Raw genomic sequence first — 16,848 nt, 5'->3', positions numbered from 1 at the left:
ATAAGGGATGACAATCCGCCCTAAGCACTGAAAATGTTAGGATTTCGGTATATTCATACTAATAAATACTGGGTGAGACAAATAGATGGAGCAAGTTGACTGTGTCGTCATTGGGGCTGGAGTAGTCGGTCTGGCCGTTGCTCGAGAAATGGCGCTTCAGGGTCGAGAAACGATACTACTTGAACGAGAAAATGCCTTTGGTACCGTCAGCAGTGCTCGTAATAGCGAGGTAATTCATGCGGGCATTTACTATCCCAAAGATTCTCTGAAGGCAAAACTCTGTGTGGCAGGTAATCGACTCCTCTATGAGTACTGTCGCAGCCATCAAGTGGCTACTCAGCCCTATGGTAAATTGATTGTTGCGACTGATGAAAATCAGATTGATGCTTTGCAAGCTATTCTCTATAAAGCCCAAAATAATGGTGTGCCAGAAATTAAAATGATTTCAGGTGAAGAGGCAAAGCAACTTGAGCCAAAATTGAAATGTTCAGCAGCGATTCTTTCTGCTAGTACCGGTATTGTGGACAGCCATGCTTATATGCTCTCGCTCTTGGGTGGCTTTGAAGATGCAGGCGGCATGATTGCTTATCAATCGCCACTGATGAGTGCAAAGCCAATTGGATCTGGTGCGCAGGGTGGTTTTGAATTAGACATCGGTGGCCCCGATGGTATGAAATTGCAGACGAAACTACTCATTAATTGCGCCGGTATGAGTGCACCAGCAGTAGCGCAACAGATTGAAGGCTTAGACCCAGAGCAAATACCCAAAGCGTATTTCGCTAAAGGAAATTACTTTTCCCTCTCAGGAAAATCCCCTTTTACTCACTTAATCTATCCCATTCCTGAGCCTGGAGGTCTGGGCGTACATCTCACGCTAGACATGGGTGGTCAAGCGAAGTTTGGGCCAGATGTAGAGTGGCTTGAGATTGATGCTGAAGAGCAAATTGATTACACCGTGAACCCAAAGCGGGGGGATGGATTCTATGAAGCCGTGAGACGCTACTGGCCAGACCTCAAAGACAATAGCTTGCAGCCAGATTATTCAGGCGTGAGAGCCAAAATTGTCCCGCCCAATAGCCCAGCTGGAGACTTCTGTTTCAATACGCCACAAGATCACAGCCTTCAAGGCCTCTTTAACTTATATGGCTTTGAGTCCCCAGGATTAACCTCCAGTATTGCGATTGCTATGTATTTAAAGGGATTAATCAAGCGCTCCTAGTCTTTAATGAATCGCTTCGAAGGGGTTTAGTAATTGAAGCTTGAAGCGCTTGAAGTCTTTGGTATTTCGCGTTACGACTATCAAATCTTTTTCAATAGCTGTTGCGGCAATCATTGCATCTTCCCTAACAGTATTTGTTTGGCTGTGCATCAGCTTTGCCCAAAGCCTAAAGGTAGAACCTGTCATTGGTAATACATTGTGAATATTAGAAATACTTTGTAGCCATTGCTCTAATGTTTCAGCTTTCTTTTTATCTTGCGTACGTGTTAGTTCAATGCCCGATTGAATTTCGCCGATAGTTACCGCAGATATGAATAAATCGTCCTCGGCAATGTTTTTGTACCACTGCAAGACAGCACCATGTGGTTTGGGTCTCCGTAACTCGGAGATGATGTTAGTGTCCAATAAGTACATGCGCTATCTCAAAGTTTGATAGGTTTGCGAGAAACGCCTTGGCCACGCTTGGGAATGATTAATTCACCCCTCGCTTCCTCCGATAGCAGAAGTAATTTGAGTGATGGTTTCGCTAATTTTTTCAATGTATTCCACTCCTTGATCGTGATTAGAACTGCAGTCTCATGACCGCGCTTTGTGACTACTTGAGGTCCTTCGGCAAGACAAGCGTTAAGAAGCTCGCTGAATTTTGCTTTGGCATCCTGTACAGCCCAGTGGTTATTCATGGCTATTTCTCCTGACTAGATACCTGACTAGTTTAGCAGAAATCATAAGCCTAGGTGTTCTGTTAAATAGACTATTTGAGAACCCCCAAATACAGAAAATGGGATTTTTATCTAGGACTAGACTGAATTACTTATAATCTAAGGCTGAAATCGCAAATGGAAGAGTGGCAGAGCGGTTGAATGCACCAGTCTTGAAAACTGGCGAGGATGAAAGTCCTCCGTGAGTTCGAATCTCACCTCTTCCGCCATATACGACAGCAGAGCCCCTAATCATGGGGCTCTTTGTTTTTGGGGCTCCTCTACCCACCACTCTACCCACCACACAAACAGCGTCTCAATTTGGGCCTAATTAGATCCCTTTAGGTTATGTATTTGCGAGCTACGTTCAGCAAGGTATTCATAGACATCAAAAGAGCGTAGATTCTCGGCGCCACTGATGGTTGGGACATCGCCGTGATACAGAAAGTCAGCAACTAGCTGGTCAGCACTTTCGGCCAGATTTACGCGAGAACTCAAAAAATCATCAACTACCTTTTTGCAGCTATTGATGGCTTGGTTCAAATCATCGAATTTACCTATGTGTAGCCAAGGGCTCTCACTTAGAGGGCGCCGTTCGCTAAACATATCTACTGAAAATTTTTGAGAGCAATTGGATGAAGAGTATGTAGTCATACCTCCATTATCCAATTACCAACCCTTGATGCTGGGTACTTGATTTACCTGTGGGGGTGTTCCGATGGTTGTGATTGAGTTAAATATTAAAGGTTTACCAGCTTCTCAAGCGCGACGACAAGGGCATCAATGCTATCTCTTTGATGTTTGTCTAGAGATTGATGTGGATTTTTTTCAATTTCATTTGCTACGCATTTTTTTAGAGCAGCAAGAATTTGATTATCAAATTGCTTTCCTTGGCTTTTGAAGGCGGCTTCAATCCTTTGAGACCACTTTAATTTACCTTTAAGTTTATTCGCGTTAATTTCAACCCCGAAACTTTTTAATACGGCGTCCTTATATAGGTCGATGTCAATTACATCTTCAAACTCAGCATTGTTTTTTCCTTTACAAATAGTAAAAGTACAATAGGCATGTGAAAGTAGCTCACTAGAATTTGCATTATGAAACGCATCAAGGCCGGCTTGATCATCATCAAGTAAGACATAAGTAGCGCATAAAGCATTTTTAAGTTGGGATAATTTGTACGAAAGTTTTCCAGAGCCCCCAAGACTATCAATAACAAGTAAGTTCTGCTTAAGAGCCTTGTTCAGTTTTTCACTTAGGGTTGGAAGAATTGCCCTCAATGCTTTCGCATCTTCAGCTCCCTCAACAACAAGTACATAGCTTGCATTTATAAGGTTATCAGACGCCTTAATTCCTAGTAGGTCTCTAATTTGAGAAATGTTTTTGGCGGGAGTGGCCCCTCCATCGGTTACTATAATATTTGATTTAAGGTCTGCTCTTTTTACAAAAAGCGGATTATGCGTAGTAATTAAAACTTGAGATGTTTGGGATATTGATTGAATTATTTCATTTACTTGGTGGATCGCTGCAGGGTGAAGGTGTGACTCTGGCTCTTCAATCGCAAGTATCGAGGCTCCAGGTTTAGCGTTCTTACTTTTCAATAAACCAAGGGCTGCTAAGCTTTTAACACCATCTCCTTTCTGTTCAATATTTGTTGCTACGCCGTCATCCACTATTACGTTCACCTCTCGTCTTGAGGCGTATCTTCTTGACGGCTCTAGGATGTCAATACGTACTGAATTGATATTAGGTAAAAATTCATGAAGCGCATCCTTTACCTGGAGAGACAAATTATCAAGAATAGGCTGTTGAAGTTTGAAGATCGTATCTAATGCATCCTTATAGCTAGGCTCTTCTTCGAGCGTTTTTAGCTCTTGCTCTACGAGCGTTCCAATTAGGTTTAACGTATCTCTTTCAGTCCTTATGGCTGGAATATAGTTAAAGTGAATTCGGGAGGCAATAAATTGAGCAATTCTTTCCGATTTTTGCGTCAGTGATTTGGCGCCTTTGCCTGACTTTACAACCCTAAACTTCGGCTCATTATCTTTACCAAGCTGTATTTCAAGGGGCAGAAGTCCATTTAAATTAGACTTAATTTCATCATAGAACTCATTTAATTCGTCTTCTGTTAATTGAAATTCTAAATTTAAAACTGTGAAAGCTGAAGTTTTACGGTTTTGGAATTGAATTGGGAAATCTCGTTTCCACGTATAGGCGTCATCTGAGGTAAGCAGTGTTCTGATGCGCCTCAGGGCGTTCTTACCTGCAGCATGATTTTGCAGTAGGACCATCGCAGTCCCAAGGGCCCTTAGAAGGTTAGATTTTCCTTCATTATTTCGGCCAATTAATACAGTGACGTCTGATAGGGTAATTTTATGTGCGGACGTGATACTTCTATAATTCTTTGCTGAAAAGCTTACTAATTTCAATTAACGCTCCTAAGGTGTTGGGCCGCTAAATTTTGGAATTTATGAGTTACTACCATCCTTTAATCGATGGTGACTGATTAACTTGTCGCGGTGTGCTAATAGTCGTGTTGGGTGGCGTAACAATGGGCGCTTGAATATTTCCCTGATACTGACCTTGGGACCCATAAAAATTAGTTTGATTGCCTTGCACTTGAGCAGACCCCTGCAATGCTCCAGTGGCGCTATATGAATTCGATACACCATTGGGTGAGGTTTGTACGTAGCCCTTGTACTCGACATTTGGTCCATAAATGGCTTGCCCATGGGCAAGCCCGTATATTAATAATGTAATTAAGCAAAATTGATGTTTCATGGATTTCCTAATGGCTAATCTAGTCCCAGTTTATGCGCATAAATGCTTAAAAAGTGATCCAATCTCTCTAACCACTAAAAATGCCAGTAAATGACTGATTTCCTTATATTATTAAGGGATACATATAACTTTTGGCATTATTGAATGAGTAAGAAATCCCTTAGCGAACGTGATATTTGTACTAAGTTCATTACCCCGGCCATTTTGAAAGCTGGATGGGATCTTTATACTCAAATTCGTGAAGAATTGAGCTTCACCAAGGGGCGCATCATTGTGCGCGGCAAGTTACATACGCGCGGAAAACAAAAGCGCGCTGATTATGTTCTGTATTACAAATCCAATATCCCAATTGCCGTAATAGAGGCCAAAGAAAATAATTTAAGCGTGGGTGCCGGAATGCAGCAGGCACTAGATTATGCGGAAACGCTGGATGTGCCATTTGTATTTAGTTCAAATGGCGATGCATTCTTAATGCACGACCGAACTGGTCTGGCAGATAAGGTTGAACAAGAGCTTTCTTTAGAGGCATTCCCAACACCAGAAGAGCTGTGGGCGCGTTACTGCAAATGGAAGGGTGTAAATACCCCTGAGGCAAAAAATACGGTAGAGATGCCTTATTACGATGATGGCACTGGGCGCGCTCCAAGGTATTACCAAGTCAATGCAGTGAACAGAACAATTGAAGCTGTGGCCAATGGCGCTAACCGTATTCTGCTGGTAATGGCTACCAGCTGCAATCAATGTAGATGTTCTCCCACAGCCAGCCATTCAGACTGAAAGCGCAGAAGAATTGATCAATCGGGTGTTGAACCCTGGACCTGTGGATTCGAGCCCCGAGAACAATAACAAGCCTAATGAAGAAGCCTCTGGCGACATCAAGTCAAAGCGTGGGTGCGAACGAATCCAAAAGATCATCAATGAAAAACGAGATCTAGAAAAGCAGGTTGAGGATTTGCAAGTTACTGTGGTGAGTTTGCAAGATGCTCTTCATAAATATGAAATCGAAAGTCAATTTGTTGATAACGCAATGTCAGTATCTAACAAGCAGAAGAAACCTGCCGAGCTAGTATTAGAGGCCAAGCACCAGATCATCAAATACTTAAACTCTCGCGAAGATGAGGTTGATCATTCGGCTAAGGCTCAATGCTTTTACAAGTATCTGACCGATCCTTTTTATATGCAGGTGTTTGTGCAAACTAATAAACCAGAGCAATGGCAATCTACGATTGAATCCATCTACAACTCAATAGGGATGCCAGAGCCTAGCTTCGCCAATGCAAAGATCACGCCACTGCAGACGCTTCAGCCTATTCGGGCGCGAACATCCACCTTAGGTGCGCCACTGGCTAGCTCCGAAAACCCAATGGATCGTATCGCTCAGCATTTAGGCAATATGGGGATATAGATAGGTCTGAATTACATGCCACTCAAAATCAGTGGCATGTAGACAGAAATGTCTTTAGACGCCATAAGCACCTCATTTTGTCTACAAAACAGCAGATATAGCCCTTTTTCGTCTACAACTTAGCTTATATCGTGAGGATCAAGCAATTGATACTGTGAAGGGTTATCTGTAAATGTGTTGCAAGCCTTCATTTTTTCCCAAAGATTTGGAAAGTTCAAATAATCAAATCCAGCGGAATCAAAATAACCCTATTTTTAGGTATATAGATACGGCTATTTCAAAGCCTTGGCATCGTTTACCAGTTGATATATCCGATTGTGCCTGTGAAGGATTTCAAAGAAAAGCCTCAAGGTATTGAGAGCATCAACATCTGCTCTATGTGGACTGCCTTCAAATTGAAGCTTAAAAGAACCCAGGCCTGAGGACAGGCCGCCACTGGGTTTTTTGCCCATGGCAAGCATGTGCAAGCTATACCAAGTTTTGACATCGATCCAGCGACGACCAAAATGGGGAAAGGTGATACCTCGATCTTTAAATTCAGATTTCAGTTCAAGTGAATCGCCACCGCCCCAGGTAATGGGATTAACAAAGCAATTGCGCTTAGTAATAATTTCACCAATTTCTTTAGCTGCTTGTTCATGTGGAACTGCATAGTCAGAAATATCCTGATTGCAAATGCCTGTTAATTGGGTGATGAACTCAAAAATAGGCTCTTTAGGATCTAAGAACCATTTATACGTAGATAGGGATTGATTGACATAGTCATGGTAGTTTCCGACTGCTAACCCTATTTGAATGATCTTTGGATTTACTGTGGAATTATCTTGGGCATTATTGAGCTCTAAATCAAGCGAGAAATAGTTTTGTTCTTGATACATTTTTGATGAACACGGTTTTTAGTAGTGTGTTGATAATGTAGAGTCCCCCAAGGCTAACGTCAATGCCAAGCTCAATTCCTTGTAGGACGTCATGGTTAATTTATTGACTACACTAGATCTCAATATCAAGATCATCATGGCGACATATCTAAATTATGAAAATTCATGTACTAAGTGATTTGCATTTAGAATTTGCCGACTTTTCACCTGCATTGAATGTGGCAGATGTTATTGTCCTGGCCGGTGATATTAGCCTGCGCTCCGAGGGTATAACTTGGGCTAGAAAATCGTTTCCGAATCAAGAGATTATTTATGTGGCTGGCAATCATGAGTTCTATGGTTCCCAGCGTGTTCACGCCATTGAACGGATGAGGAACACATCCACTGAGAACGGAATTCATTTTTTAGATGATGATGTGCTGCAACTACAGGATCCAAAATCAAATACTCCCATCCGCTTCTTGGGGGCTACGTTATGGACTGACTTTTTATTATTTGGTCAGGATCTAAAGTCTAAATGCTTATCGTATGGCGAGCTTTACTTAAATGACTTTAGAGCAATACGCGATGGAGGAAGAAATTTTTCCCCGAAAAAATCGATTCAATTACATGAAAAATCATTGGCTTGGCTACAGCAGGAGCTAGAGAGACCATTTGATGGCAAGACAGTGGTGATTACGCACCATCTACCCTCAATGGGCTCAGTTGCAGAGCGCTATAAGCAAGATTTATTGTCCGCCTGCTTTTCTTCGGAGTTGGCGCACCTCTTTGGCAAGATGTCTCTATGGATTCATGGGCATACGCATGATTCCTGCGATTATGAAATGAATGGCACTAGGGTAGTTTGTAATCCCCGCGGTTATGTTCGATCTAATCACGCTGAAAACCCAGAATTCAATCCAGCCCTTATTGTTGAAATCTAGTTGTCCAGCAAGACCTTCTTAACGAGGGATTAACCCTTAGCTAAAGTCTTAATTAATCCGGGACTGCAAATATCATCAATGTGCCTAAACGCCCGGGAGATTCCTTCAATTTGATCTGCAGGAATTCCAAGGCTTTCGAAGTGTGTTTTCCACTGCCTAGTTACTCGCCATACGCGATCAATAATGGAGCTTGCTTGCTGCGCAGATAGACCAAAGCGTTCTTTAGCGGCATAGGCATTGTCTAGGGTTGCTAGCTTGCCTTGAGGCCCAATACCTAGATGTTGATAGCGCTCGCTTGCAATGACTGCATGTGGCATCACATCATAGAGTGGGCTTAGGCTCCAGCCTTTAAGCTCCTGATTCCATAAGAAGGCATGATTGCGTAGATGATCATCATCGTTGCTGACAAAAAGGTTAAAGATCATGCGTGCATATAGTTCTTCTATATCCGATTTGACTGTTTGAACCAGGCAATATCTGCGTATAGCATCTGCAATATCCATATAGCTTTTTGTATTGGACTCCGATTCGTGGCAAGCAACGAGGGTGAGGGCGCTAACCACATGATGACGAATTTCTACTGAACGAGCTGCAGCGGTCCAAGAGCGATCGAAGCGTTTAACCATCAACACCTTTTTCTTGCCAACTTGCTCTAATTGAGTTTGCGCTACATTGAGGCCAGCTAATTCTGCAAGTTTGAGGGTGGCGTATTCAATGCTTGGTACATCTAAGACTCCATCAGTATTGCCTGGGAACTTGGCCATCCATAAAATATTGTCATCATCACGCACGCTTGCCTTTGGGCGCATACCCCCTAGGCCGCTACCCACAATCAAAATTCTGGATAGTGCTTCGGAAACTGGTAAGCCAGCCTCAATCTTTTGCGCACCTTCCAGTACGTAAGATAGATTGTGAATACTTTCATGAGTAAGGCGCTCTTCTTGATCTAAGGAGGCTCGAACATCTAACGCCCCAATGCGATCGCTACCAGCCTCAAGAAGGTAGGTTGATTCTGGCAGGCTATTAGCTGGAACCTTAAGTCTTGCCTCAATAACTCTTCTTCCCCAAGAATCAGGAGCAGCATCCCGAATTCCGCCAAAAGCTTCTAGGCCATTTGGTGGAACGAGGCGCTTGCCTTTGATCTCGCTTTTATTCTTAAGGCTAAGGGCAACAGGGTCAATTTCCTGTGCATTGCCCCTATCTAAGTAGCGCAAGCCATAGGCAAATGAAGAGGCAATGAGCCTTGAGCCTTCCTCATCTACTTGTAGTTGTCCTGCTGGTACAAATTCACCATCAAGATTGGCAAAGACAAACAGGTCTTTAGTTGTGTTTGCCATCAGAAATCAAGCGCTTTCAGTTCAGCTGTACTTAAGTCACGTACACGTTGAGGGCGCGAACGACGCTCCAAGGCAGCGATTGCAGGATCATTGCCGCTTAAGAGTTGCACTAGGGTCATGCCTGGAGCGATTGCATCTAAGTAGCGCAGGAGCGCGCCAATGGCAACGCCAGGATCACCTTTTTCAATGCGCTGGGCAGTTGCACGAGCAAGGCCGGCACGAACCGCAGCCTCACCTTGGCGAACGTGACGGGCAAGGCGTAAGGACACTAGGCATTGCGCTATTTCAGCGGATTGGCCAAGTTGCTTTGATGCTAGGGTCAGTTGTTGATCTACGCGCATAGTTGCCTCATGCTCTTCATTAAGTACGAGACACTAATATACCTGTTTATACCTCATTGGTCAATAAAAATGACTCATAAATAAGACCTTAAGTTAATTAGGGACTCATTTATGAGTCATTTAATAATTTAAACTAGTAGAATATAAGCGGTCTATTTGCGTCAAGGGCACCTTGGTCGGCGGCATGTCAATAAAAATGCATATATCACACTATATTGAGTCAATATGTCAACAAAACTGCATATTGCAGTTGAATTCATATCTTTTGGGCTGTTTAGCAAAAATTGCCTAAACGACTTTTTCGTAAGAAAAAGTGAGGATATGTTTAAAAATGTAGGAATCTATTGAAATATGTAAGAAAAAGTGTGTAAATATGTGTAATCGTAAGAAAAAGTGTGTATATGTAAGAAAAAGTGTGGGAAAATAGCTATTCGAATGAAAAAGTGGGGCTTGGGGGAAATATGGGCGATATAGGCTATTCACAGGTAAAAAGTCAGCTTGATCTCAGCGCTTTTGACCCACTTGTACCTGCACGTCTTGCCTCGGTAACCAGTGTAACGCCCACCCAGGGCGAGTTGTTGATACCCGCAAAGGTGGCTCCCAAAGATGATCGCCCACTAAACCACCTTTTATTTGCGCTAAAGCATGAAGGAGTTAATCTCCAATTGTTATCGCAGGCCTTAAGAAAAATCCCAGCCCAAGAGATGCTGGCTGCAATTTGCGAATCGCCAACAGGCGTTTACATTCGTGCGGCTTGTTTTTTGTGGGAAGCCTTTAATAAGCAAGAGTTAAAGGGCGCGCCAGTAATTACGGGGCCTATGGTTAATTTATTTGACCCCAAAAAATACATTACAGGACCAAGCATACGCAATGCCAAATGGCGAGTTAACTTCAATGGCTTGGGTTCTTTGGATTACTGCGTAACTGTTGAGCGAACCACACGTATTAATAGCCTGCTTGAATCTAATATCCTCCAGAAAGCAAATGAATTTCTATCAGAACTAGGTGGGGCCGCATCCGATAGGGCAATGTCTTGGGCTTATTTAAGTGAGACCAAAAGCTCTTTTGAGATCGAGCATGAGACACCGAGTGCCACGAAATCGGAGGCATTTGTAGAGCTACTCAAAAAAGCCCACCTGACTACCCAGCTAGATGAAGAGTACTTAGTTGGCTTGCAAAATACCGCCATTACCAATCCTTTGGATAGAGCAGTTAACTATCGCCACCAACAAAACTGGTTAAGCAGTCCATTGCGTGGTGCTGCTGGCGTAACGTACATTCCACCGCCACCTGAAATCGTTAATGACTTGATGAAGGGCTTGGTAGATTTTGCCAATACCGCACCAAAGCAGATCGATCCTTTAATTGCTGCTGCGATTGTTTCCTTTGGATTTGTTTTTATCCATCCATTTATGGATGGCAATGGGCGCTTATCACGCTTCTTATTTCATCATGCTTTGTGCCAGTCGGGTGCTTTAAAGAATGGCTTGCTATTGCCAGTATCTATTGCGATGAAGCGCAATGAAGATTTATACCTGGCTGCTCTAAAGAGTTTTTCTGAGCCTGCTCGCAAGCGCTGGGAAGTCATCTGGATTGATGGCGATGAATATCAAATGGCATTCAAATCAGATGATTCCTTATATCGTTATTGGAATGCCACTGCCTGTGTTGAGTTTGGATTGGAGATGGCCAAGCAGGCGCTAGAAAAGGACTTAAGAGAAGAGACTGAATTCTTAGCCAAGTACGATCTTATTTACCGCGCTATTGATGGTCAGTACGATGTACGGGGCAAGGACCTCAATACCTTAATTCTGGCTTGCATGGAGCAAAACGGAAAACTATCGGCTAACCGTCGTAAGAAATTTACAACAACAGTACCTGAAGAAATATTTAATGCTATTGAGGTTGAATATGCGAAGGTAGTGGGCTGATTCAAAAATCCCCAGAGTAATTCTGTCAAGGGCACCCCAAGGGGGAGGCTTGCGAACCCTTGGCGGCCACGATTAAAGCAACGCTCTTTTATGCCCAAGGTGGCAGAGAGACGCATTGGGCATAAAGACTCATGGCGCAAAAATTATAGAAGCAGTGACATTGTATTAGTTGTCGAGTTTGCGAACTAGGATTGAAAGATTTTGAAAATTTTCATCGAAAGTTAATTTGGGGTTCGTAGTTTGTATGACATTTAAGCATTCCTGTAGGTGACTTCTTATCCAAAAAGGATTTTCTCCTACAATGCAATTTAAATAGATTAATGCAGCCTCCGGAAATTTGAGGCAAATATTGACCCTCAATAACTCTTGAATTAAATTATCAGGATATTTTGATGGCTTTAGCCAGGGACGTAGGAGTTCAAGAGCCTCCGGAAATTCATCATCCGCTGCTATGCATAATCTGCAAAAGTTTTCTGAAATTGCATCCATGTTGAACGTTTTCTTGTTCAATTGTTTTGGCCAAACATTATGGATATAGGGCTTAATCCTATGCTTCCAGAATTCAGATTTTTGATCTCCAGCACCTTCAAGATTTTGCACTAGCGCTCTTGAAGCGCTTACCAGCCCGCTTGGTGGAAGATTTCTAGTTGCAAGCGTCAACTCTTTTTGTGTAAAGCTAGCTGTAAGAATTAAGAACTCAAGGGCAAGATCATCAAATACTTAAACTCTCGCGAAGATGAGGTTGATCATTCAGCTAAGGCTCAATGCTTTTACAAATATCTGACTGATCCTTTTTATATGCAGGTGTTTGTGCAAACCAATAAACCAGAGCAATGGTAATCTACGATTGAATCCATCTACGACTCAATAGGGATGCCAGAGCCTAGCTTCGCCAATGTAAAGATCACGCCACTGAAGTCGCTTCAGCCTATTCGGGCACGAACTTCAACATTGGGGGCGCCACTCGCTAGCTCTGAAAACCCTATGGATCGAATTGCTCAGCACTTAGGCAATATGGGAATCTAAAGCGGATAGAAATGGCTCAAGAGATTTATTGAGCCATTTCTCCTGCTATAAATTTAGTCAAAGGTTTGATGTCGCCATCCACACTCGCTTTTTCAAGTGCATTCATATAGCGCTTTCTCTCGCTTACTCGAACGACCGTCCATGGGTAGCCGCCTGATGCCAATAAAGCATTCATCAAGAACCGTCCAATACGACCATTACCATCAAAGTAAGGATGTATGAATACAAATATATGGTGACCTAGAACCGCTCTTACGCAGGCTTCTGGCTCATTTTCAATTAAATCAAACAAAGCTTCCATGCTATCAAGTAGGGCTTCTCTTGGCAGGGGAGTGTGTAAGGAGTTGCGAATAAACACCGGACCCGTCCGATAACCTGCTAACTGATGGCGTTGCAAAATACCCGCGAGCACTGTTGGATTGAACATGGCGGCGTACCAGTCATGATGGCTTTTTCTGACAACATCACCTGAATTAGATCTAGCTAGAATTAATTTAATACTTTCTTTTACCTCGTTAAAGGCCAAAAAGTAGCCGCGAGCCGCTAAAGTATCTTTACTTTTTTTATCCTCTTCACTGATCTCAGGATTCCAGCCCTCTTTGGCAATACGCTCAATCAATTCATCAGTAACTTGATAGCCTTCAATGGAGAGTGAGTTGTAGGCATCTGCTACATAACGTTCCTGAATTTGCTTCATATAGACTGCTGGGCTTTTCGGAATGCGGGGGGCCTTTGGAAAATTCTGGATAACGTCTTCACGCCACGTCGCCCACATGGAGCGAATGCGTAGAACATAGGGAGACTTTTCTCGGGACTGGCTGATAGTCGGTTCGGTTAGCTCAAATGGATTCTTGGCTTGGATGGCGTGCCCAGCCTTGTTCAGAGCCTTAATAATTCGCTCTCCGTCATCTTTCCTATTAGTAAAAGTAAGTGCGCCTGCCAAGCGAGCGGCGGCTGTTGGGAGGCAATTGCCCATCAGTAGAGTTGCCAGTAATTCTGCTGGGTCGCGTACCATCGCCAATCCAATTTCCGCCTCCATGGGATGATTAATAAAGAATTGGGGCCCCACCATACAAAGTGCTTCAGCTATTGGTAAGACTTGTAAGCCTCGAATTTCTGTGCGGGTTTTGGAGACGCGCTTCTCATCCTGATAAATAACCAGTGAGGTGTCAAATGGGAGTTTGACAATGCTAGTTCCACCATCTTTACTTACGATGGTAATTTGCTTGGGAACGGTAGTGCTACCGGTATGCAGCAGGAGTGATGCCTCGGCATTTAAGCAGTAGCGCTTACCAAAACGCTTAGCAAGATACCCAGACATAAAGGCCCAATAATTAGCATACCAAGCGGTAGAGTCGCCATCATGATCGCTAGGGTTTGAGCAAATGTACCAACCCTTCATTACCGAGCGTATAAACCCAGTTTCTAAAAGCAGGGCGCGCTGAGTGTCAGCGAGATCTTTTGATTCAATCACGCCATGATGCTTATCTTGGAGCTTTTTTAAAGTCTTTAAAGCCTCAGAAAGCTTCAGAGAATCTGTGCTTTTTTTGATTGACTTAGTTGCCATTGATTGTCTTAAATTATTGATTTAAATGGATTTAATACAGATAATTACTTTGTTTTTCCATATAAATTTACTTTGTTATCTAGGTAAAATCTACTTTGTTATTGTCCCACACTTGATGATAAAAGTATGTAGTCCAATAGAGGACTTATGTGGACTATGGGCATTCATTCCGTCAAGGGCACCCCAACGGGGTGGCTTGCACACCCTTGACGGCCACGACCAAAGAAACGCTCTTTTATGCCCAAGGTGGCGCAATGACACATTGGGCATAAAGACCCATAGCGAGCTAAGGAGCTAAGTAAATAAAAACCCCAGAAATATTCAAACCCCACACAAATCGCCCCAATAATCAATTCATGTAGTGAGAGCTAATCACTCAGGCTACTGCCTCACGCCATCGCGTAAAAGCTAACCGTCGTAAGAAATTTACAACAACAGTACCTGAAGAAATATTTAATGCTATTGAGGTTGAATATGCGAAGGTAGTGGGCTGATTCAAATGACCTCCTCCCATCATCGTTTCTATGTAAAACAGGGGGGGGTATTTTTTTGAATTAATGTCCATTTGTAACCCTATTTCGGACGTTCAACTCAGACTATTTAGGGGTGTCTGACAGGCAGAGAATGGCCAGCAGCAGTCAGTCATGGTTGAAAATTGTTGTTTTTTGGTGCAAATAGTGTGGCTGGGGGAGTGCCAATGAATATGAAGCTTATATATGATCAACATACCAATTAACCACTCGACTTTGGATGCGAGAATGAATATCAAAAAACTAATAACCACAGTAGCTTTTGCACTAGGTGCATGGATGAGTGTTGCGGCACAGGCTCAAACTCCTTATGACAGTTTTACCGTAACTAGTGGGTCAACAAACTATAACTACTCCCTCTATTACGAGACATACAATGCCATGACTTACAATGAAACAGGGGCAATACCAAGTTTACAAAATTCACCATGGTGGAACAGTCAAAGCGAGACCACTGCTTCTAGTTATATAGACTCCGCAGTAGGCTATGCCCAGGCTCGAGGAAAAGACTGGGGATATATACAAATACATATTTAGGTAATGGATATGCTCCTTATGCAATTCTGCCAGGTGGAGATATAGTGTTGAACTATACCAATGGCGGTACTAGAAGCATCTTCTCAAGCTTTCCAGCATTTAATGTTAACGAGAACAATTACTTTCTTACAGTGACATCCTCACCGGTCGGTGCCCCTGAAATCGATGGCTCACTCGCTCCTAAGGTGGGCTTCTTATTGGGTTGTTTATTCTTGATGTTTGGTCGCAAGAAGAGCAATTCTGAAACTGCATTGATGGTGTAAGTTTCTGTAGCGTTGTCGTGATGCTATTTTTGTTTTCTTAGTCCACTACTAGCTCTTTCCCTATAGCGCTTTGGATGGCGATTGTGCATTCAGAGTCTTCCATGATGAAGGTGTCTTAGCATGGTAATGCGCTCACTTTCCCTCTTTGTTATAAATGGGGTTTCTTAAAAAAAGCGGGTAGTCCTGATTGATTAGGGTTTTGCTTTCTGTCCCCCTAAGAAAATCAGATCTACGGACTTGGGTTATGTTGTAATAACTCTATGCTCTTGTCTTGTTGAACGCCTCTTTAAAAGGGATCTCCAAATGCGTCCCCACGCTCTTCTAAAAAAACACCTCATTGTTGGCGTGTCACTCGCCGCATTTCTCGTTTCTTCATTCATCACAACTGCACAAGCGTGTACGAGGGTGGTTTATCTTGGTGAAAATAACGCCGTCGTTACTGGGCGCTCAATGGATTGGGCTGAAGATATGCATACCAATCTTTGGCTTTTTCCCAGAGGGGTAAGTAGAGATGGTGCTGCAGGACATCATTCTCCTAAATGGGTTTCTAAGTATGGCAGTATCGTCGCCTCAGCTTATGACGTGGGCACTGCCGATGGCATGAATGAAAAAGGACTCGTTGCCAATGTGCTCTATTTAGCTGAGTCAGACTACGGTAAACCGAATGGTAAGCCACCTTTATCGATTGCTATTTGGGCGCAATATGTTCTAGATCAATTTGCAACAGTTGACGAGGCCGTTACCCATCTGAAGACAGAGCCTTTCCGCTTAATTTCTCCATCCTTACCTAACGGTGTTCCTGCTTCTTTGCATCTATCAATTTCTGATGCATCTGGTGATTCAGCTATCTTTGAATATGTTGACGGCAAACAGGTTATTCACCATAGCAGGCAATTTCAGGTGATGACCAATTCACCGACCTTTGACCAACAACTCGCACTCAATACTTATTGGCAAGAAATTGGCGGCCTGACTTTTTTACCAGGTACTAATCGGGCGGCTGATCGATTTGCGCGAGCCTCTTTTTTAATTCATGCTGTGCCTACTTCGACTGACCCGCATTACATTAGCGCAATACCGGAAAGAAAATATGATTATCAAGCGGTCGCTAGTACTTTAGGAGTAGTGCGTAGCGTGAGTGTGCCTTTAGGTATTACTACACCAAGCCAGCCCAATATTGCTTCGACTCTTTGGCGCACAGTTGCGGATCAGAAGAACAAAATTTATTATTTTGATTCTGCTACTTCCCCGAATACCTTTTGGGTGGAACTGAAAGATCTGAACTTTTCAAAAGGTGCGCCAATCAAAAAATTAACGGTTGCTGGCGGCAAGGTTTACTCGGGAAATACAGCCAGTCAATTTGAAGTAGCAACACCTTTTGAATTCCTGAGGGCGGATCCTTCTAAATAAGC

18 protein-coding genes, 1 tRNA gene and 1 pseudogene are annotated in these 16,848 nt (G+C 43.1%); 10 read left to right on the top strand and 10 right to left on the bottom strand.

Going from position 1 to position 16,848, the window contains the following annotated elements; translation table 11 throughout:
• Positions 1–85: 85 nt before the first annotated feature.
• A complete protein-coding gene (locus A8O14_RS05995; protein ID WP_068948683.1) occupies positions 86–1,219 on the top strand; it encodes an NAD(P)/FAD-dependent oxidoreductase in 1,134 nt (377 codons plus the stop codon).
• A 3-nt stretch (positions 1,220–1,222) separates the two neighbouring features.
• Here A8O14_RS05995 and A8O14_RS05990 read toward each other — a convergent pair whose 3' ends face one another.
• Complete coding sequence (locus tag A8O14_RS05990; RefSeq protein WP_068948682.1) at positions 1,223–1,633, bottom strand: type II toxin-antitoxin system VapC family toxin; 411 nt, start codon at positions 1,631–1,633, stop codon at positions 1,223–1,225.
• Positions 1,634–1,641: 8 nt separating this feature from the next.
• The gene (locus A8O14_RS05985) at positions 1,642–1,899 is read right to left on the bottom strand and encodes a type II toxin-antitoxin system Phd/YefM family antitoxin (RefSeq protein ID WP_068948681.1); all 258 of its coding nucleotides are present in this window, start codon (positions 1,897–1,899) and stop codon (positions 1,642–1,644) included.
• Positions 1,900–2,057: 158 nt separating this feature from the next.
• Here A8O14_RS05985 and A8O14_RS05980 point away from each other — a divergent pair.
• Positions 2,058–2,147 (top strand) — tRNA-Ser (locus A8O14_RS05980).
• A gap of 97 nt (positions 2,148–2,244) precedes the next feature.
• Here A8O14_RS05980 and A8O14_RS05975 read toward each other — a convergent pair.
• The 3 genes from A8O14_RS05975 to A8O14_RS05965 form a co-directional block, all read right to left on the bottom strand.
• On the bottom strand, positions 2,245–2,571 hold the full coding sequence (locus tag A8O14_RS05975) for a hypothetical protein (protein ID WP_068948680.1): 327 nt from the start codon (positions 2,569–2,571) through the stop codon (positions 2,245–2,247).
• Positions 2,572–2,657: 86 nt separating this feature from the next.
• Positions 2,658–4,346 (bottom strand): ATP-dependent nuclease, encoded by a 1,689-nt coding sequence (locus A8O14_RS05970; RefSeq protein WP_068948679.1) that lies wholly within the window; start codon positions 4,344–4,346, stop codon positions 2,658–2,660.
• 49 nt (positions 4,347–4,395) lie between these two features.
• Positions 4,396–4,698, bottom strand: a complete 303-nt coding sequence (locus A8O14_RS05965) for a hypothetical protein (protein ID WP_068948678.1) — start codon at positions 4,696–4,698, stop codon at positions 4,396–4,398.
• Between the two features lie 144 nt (positions 4,699–4,842).
• Here A8O14_RS05965 and A8O14_RS05960 point away from each other — a divergent pair.
• Positions 4,843–5,427: pseudogene (locus A8O14_RS05960) on the top strand (type I restriction endonuclease); the annotation flags it as partial.
• 76 nt (positions 5,428–5,503) lie between these two features.
• Positions 5,504–6,103 carry a hypothetical protein gene (locus A8O14_RS05955; RefSeq protein WP_145915336.1) on the top strand — a complete coding sequence of 200 codons (600 nt, stop codon included), beginning with the start codon at positions 5,504–5,506 and terminating at the stop codon, positions 6,101–6,103.
• 272 nt (positions 6,104–6,375) lie between these two features.
• On the opposite strand, the gene A8O14_RS05950 is transcribed toward A8O14_RS05955, so the two are convergent.
• Complete coding sequence (locus A8O14_RS05950) at positions 6,376–6,981, bottom strand: 3'-5' exonuclease (RefSeq protein WP_068948675.1); 606 nt, start codon at positions 6,979–6,981, stop codon at positions 6,376–6,378.
• A gap of 155 nt (positions 6,982–7,136) precedes the next feature.
• On the opposite strand from A8O14_RS05950, the gene A8O14_RS05945 reads away from it, so the two are divergent.
• Positions 7,137–7,904, top strand: coding sequence for a metallophosphoesterase (locus tag A8O14_RS05945; protein WP_068948674.1), 768 nt, complete (start codon positions 7,137–7,139; stop codon positions 7,902–7,904).
• Positions 7,905–7,933: 29 nt separating this feature from the next.
• Here the strand turns inward: A8O14_RS05945 and A8O14_RS05940 are convergent, their stop codons facing one another.
• The gene (locus A8O14_RS05940) at positions 7,934–9,241 is read right to left on the bottom strand and encodes a type II toxin-antitoxin system HipA family toxin (protein WP_068948673.1); all 1,308 of its coding nucleotides are present in this window, start codon (positions 9,239–9,241) and stop codon (positions 7,934–7,936) included.
• The gene (locus A8O14_RS05935; RefSeq protein ID WP_068948672.1) at positions 9,241–9,582 is read right to left on the bottom strand and encodes a helix-turn-helix transcriptional regulator; all 342 of its coding nucleotides are present in this window, start codon (positions 9,580–9,582) and stop codon (positions 9,241–9,243) included. The genes A8O14_RS05940 and A8O14_RS05935 overlap by 1 nt, the downstream gene beginning before the upstream one ends.
• Before the next feature lie 461 nt (positions 9,583–10,043).
• On the opposite strand from A8O14_RS05935, the gene A8O14_RS05930 reads away from it, so the two are divergent.
• Positions 10,044–11,513 carry a Fic family protein gene (locus A8O14_RS05930; RefSeq protein WP_068948671.1) on the top strand — a complete coding sequence of 490 codons (1,470 nt, stop codon included), beginning with the start codon at positions 10,044–10,046 and terminating at the stop codon, positions 11,511–11,513.
• A 165-nt stretch (positions 11,514–11,678) separates the two neighbouring features.
• On the opposite strand, the gene A8O14_RS05925 is transcribed toward A8O14_RS05930, so the two are convergent.
• On the bottom strand, positions 11,679–12,173 hold the full coding sequence (locus A8O14_RS05925; protein ID WP_068948670.1) for a hypothetical protein: 495 nt from the start codon (positions 12,171–12,173) through the stop codon (positions 11,679–11,681).
• A gap of 213 nt (positions 12,174–12,386) precedes the next feature.
• Between A8O14_RS05925 and A8O14_RS11760 the strand changes: the two genes are divergently transcribed.
• Entirely contained in the window at positions 12,387–12,539 is a 153-nt protein-coding gene (locus A8O14_RS11760; protein ID WP_161484811.1) for a hypothetical protein, read from the top strand.
• Positions 12,540–12,564: 25 nt separating this feature from the next.
• Here A8O14_RS11760 and A8O14_RS05920 read toward each other — a convergent pair whose 3' ends face one another.
• A complete protein-coding gene (locus tag A8O14_RS05920; RefSeq protein ID WP_068948669.1) occupies positions 12,565–14,106 on the bottom strand; it encodes a Fic family protein in 1,542 nt (513 codons plus the stop codon).
• Positions 14,107–14,864: 758 nt separating this feature from the next.
• On the opposite strand from A8O14_RS05920, the gene A8O14_RS05915 reads away from it, so the two are divergent.
• The 3 genes from A8O14_RS05915 (at position 14,865) to A8O14_RS05905 (ending at position 16,846) form a co-directional block, all read left to right on the top strand.
• A complete protein-coding gene (locus A8O14_RS05915) occupies positions 14,865–15,173 on the top strand; it encodes a hypothetical protein (protein WP_145915335.1) in 309 nt (102 codons plus the stop codon).
• Positions 15,174–15,220: 47 nt separating this feature from the next.
• Entirely contained in the window at positions 15,221–15,436 is a 216-nt protein-coding gene (locus A8O14_RS05910) for a hypothetical protein (RefSeq protein ID WP_145915334.1), read from the top strand.
• 303 nt (positions 15,437–15,739) lie between these two features.
• Positions 15,740–16,846 carry a linear amide C-N hydrolase gene (locus tag A8O14_RS05905; RefSeq protein WP_068948666.1) on the top strand — a complete coding sequence of 369 codons (1,107 nt, stop codon included), beginning with the start codon at positions 15,740–15,742 and terminating at the stop codon, positions 16,844–16,846.
• Positions 16,847–16,848: the final 2 nt, after the last annotated feature.

Source organism: Polynucleobacter wuianus (genome assembly GCF_001659725.1).
GTDB lineage: Bacteria > Pseudomonadota > Gammaproteobacteria > Burkholderiales > Burkholderiaceae > Polynucleobacter > Polynucleobacter wuianus.
This window is presented reverse-complemented; position numbering and strand designations above follow the sequence as displayed.